This window comes from Komagataeibacter diospyri, assembly GCF_006538165.1.
GTDB lineage: Bacteria > Pseudomonadota > Alphaproteobacteria > Acetobacterales > Acetobacteraceae > Komagataeibacter > Komagataeibacter diospyri.
On the sequence record NZ_BDLU01000097.1, the window covers coordinates 1 to 2,343 of the forward strand.

General features: G+C 57.1%; 2 protein-coding genes. One reads left to right on the top strand and one right to left on the bottom strand.

Translation table 11 applies throughout. The features are described from left to right. Window positions 1-379: 379 nt before the first annotated feature. The gene (gene soxR, locus MSKU9_RS17690; RefSeq protein ID WP_456305983.1) at window positions 380-781 is read right to left on the bottom strand and encodes a redox-sensitive transcriptional activator SoxR; all 402 of its coding nucleotides are present in this window, start codon (window positions 779-781) and stop codon (window positions 380-382) included. Between the two features lie 140 nt (window positions 782-921). Here soxR and MSKU9_RS17695 point away from each other — a divergent pair. After that, on the top strand, window positions 922-2,343 hold a 1,422-nt coding region (locus MSKU9_RS17695), incomplete at its 3' end, for an MFS transporter (RefSeq protein ID WP_227002603.1).

Consider the following 2,343-nt stretch of genomic DNA (forward strand, 5'->3'; position numbering starts at 1 on the left):
CGATGGTCGTTCTTTCGACGTGCTCATCAGGCCGCAGCCTACCTCTCACATATCAAACAGAAAGCGCAACTGTAGTGCTAGGATCTGATGCTGGCCGACCTGCGGATCTTCATTGTCAAGATGTCGGAAAAGCGTTCCTGACGCCGAAGATGTTCGTTTCCCAAGCCCGACATAAGGCATCTCTGCCAGACAATCGACCAAATCGATCTATGGTAGGTCAACAACGTGAACATTCCCGTATCCACCTGTTATCTGTCGATCGTCCTCCAAACCGAACATAATCTGATCTGACGGGTCACATTTTATCACCAGACCATGAAATATAGCCGATAAATTATGAAAGCCGTCGGCCTGTCAGTCCGGTAGCTATCGATCCGATTTATGTGATCTCTTCGCTTTTCCCTTTGATATCTCCCGGGTTACGCAATGGGCAGTCTGTTAGCGACAGGCAGCCACAGCCAATACAGAGATCGAGTTGGTCTCTCAGTTTAAGAAGATTTTCAATCCGGTCCTGCAGCGCGTCCCGCCACGCGCCTGACATCCGGCGCCAGTCCCGTATCGTGGGCTGCCGTCCATCCGGCAGGGTTTCCAGGGCTTCCCTAATTTCAGAGAGGGATAATCCTGCCCGCTGGGCAATCCGGATGACGGCAACACGGCGCAGGATCGAACGGGGATATCGGCGCTGGTTCCCTGCATTGCGATAGCCGCTGACAAGCCCTTTTGTTTCGTAAAAATGCAGCGTCGAGACCGTTACACCCGACCGTCGTGCCACATCACCCACGGATAGTTCCTGAGGCAGTCCCGATTTTTTCGTTCGCTTTGTCATTGACCTCAACCTTACCTGAGGTTTTATGAAAGATACCGGCATGTCTCGGCAAGCCCCGTGTGCGAATTGGCGCCGCGGCATTCCGGAGTTTCATGATGGACGGCACAACAGTCAGCCCAACCACACCGAGCGATGACTGGAGACTTCTGTTTTCTGGCCAGAACGGGGTCAGGACCCTGGTCCTTGCTGGCGGGGTCGCCCTTCATGCCATCAATCTCTACATGATCCTGGCGGTCCTTCCGTCCGCTGTCAGGGATATTGGCGGCATGCGCTATTATGCTTGGAACGAGACCCTGTTTATCGTGGCCTCCATCGTCGGGTCCTCGCTTTCCATTTCCCTGCTTGCTTACCTCGGGCCTCGCCGGGCCTATGGCGCTGCCGCAATGATTTTTGCAGCAGGCGCCCTGCTCTGTGCGCTGGCGCCGTCCATGATCGTCATGCTTGGCGGCAGGATCTTTCAGGGCATCGGGGCGGGAATGCTGGTTTCGCTTGCCTATGCTGTGATCCGTCTCGTTTTCCCGGAACAGCTCTGGACCCGTGCCATGGGAATGCTGTCATCCATGTGGGGTATGGCCACACTGATCGGACCCGCAATCGGCGGACTGTTCGCTCAGGCGGGCGCATGGCGGCTGTCTTTCTGGTTCATGTGTCTCTGTGCAGGTCTCTTCGCCCTACTGGCGTTATGGGTGCTGCCAGACAGGTTTGCGGATGACAGCAAGGGGCAGTCATCCGTGGCGTGGCCGCAACTGATGCTTCTGGTCCTGTCGGTGCTGGTTCTGTCCATTGGCAGCGCCATGCCGCATCTCACCGAAAACGTGATGGGGCTCGCGCTCGCAGCCTGTCTATTTATCCTGTTCATACGGTGTGAGCACCGCAATACCAGTCGGCTGCTCCCGATGGGTACGCTCCATCTTCGGTCTCCGCTTCTGCCTCTCTATGGGCTGCTGGGTGGACTGGCCCTGACTGTGGAGGTGATTGAAATCTTTGCGCCGTTATTCCTGCAGACCCTGCATCACCAGGGACCTCTGGTCGCAGGCTATCTGTCCGCGCTGATGGCTGCAGGCTGGTCTACTGGTTCTTTTGCCGGTTCTGGGGCATCGGGAAGAAAGGCGCGCCGACTGCTGGCTGCTGCTCCTGTTCTGGGACTGGGTGCAATCCTGTTTCTGGCATGGTGGATGCCACACGACGTCCACGGTGGCGTTACCGACATCCTGCCGATTGCCATGGCCTTTATCCTTGTCGGAACCGGTGTGGGGATGGCATGGCCGCATCTGCTCAGCGGTATTGTTCGTGCAACACCGCAGCCCGAACAGGGCGTGGCTTCAGCGTCCCTGACCACCGTGCAACTTTACACGACTGCCATCGCAGCAGCCGTGGCCGGAACCATCGCGAATGCGGCCGGTCTGGCCAGTCCGGGCGGGATAGCCGGAATACAGGATGCGAGACTGTGTAGAATTTTGTGCGGTGCCATTTTTTCAGGCCATTGGGAACCGCTCATCGAACATGATAGCGAGCTG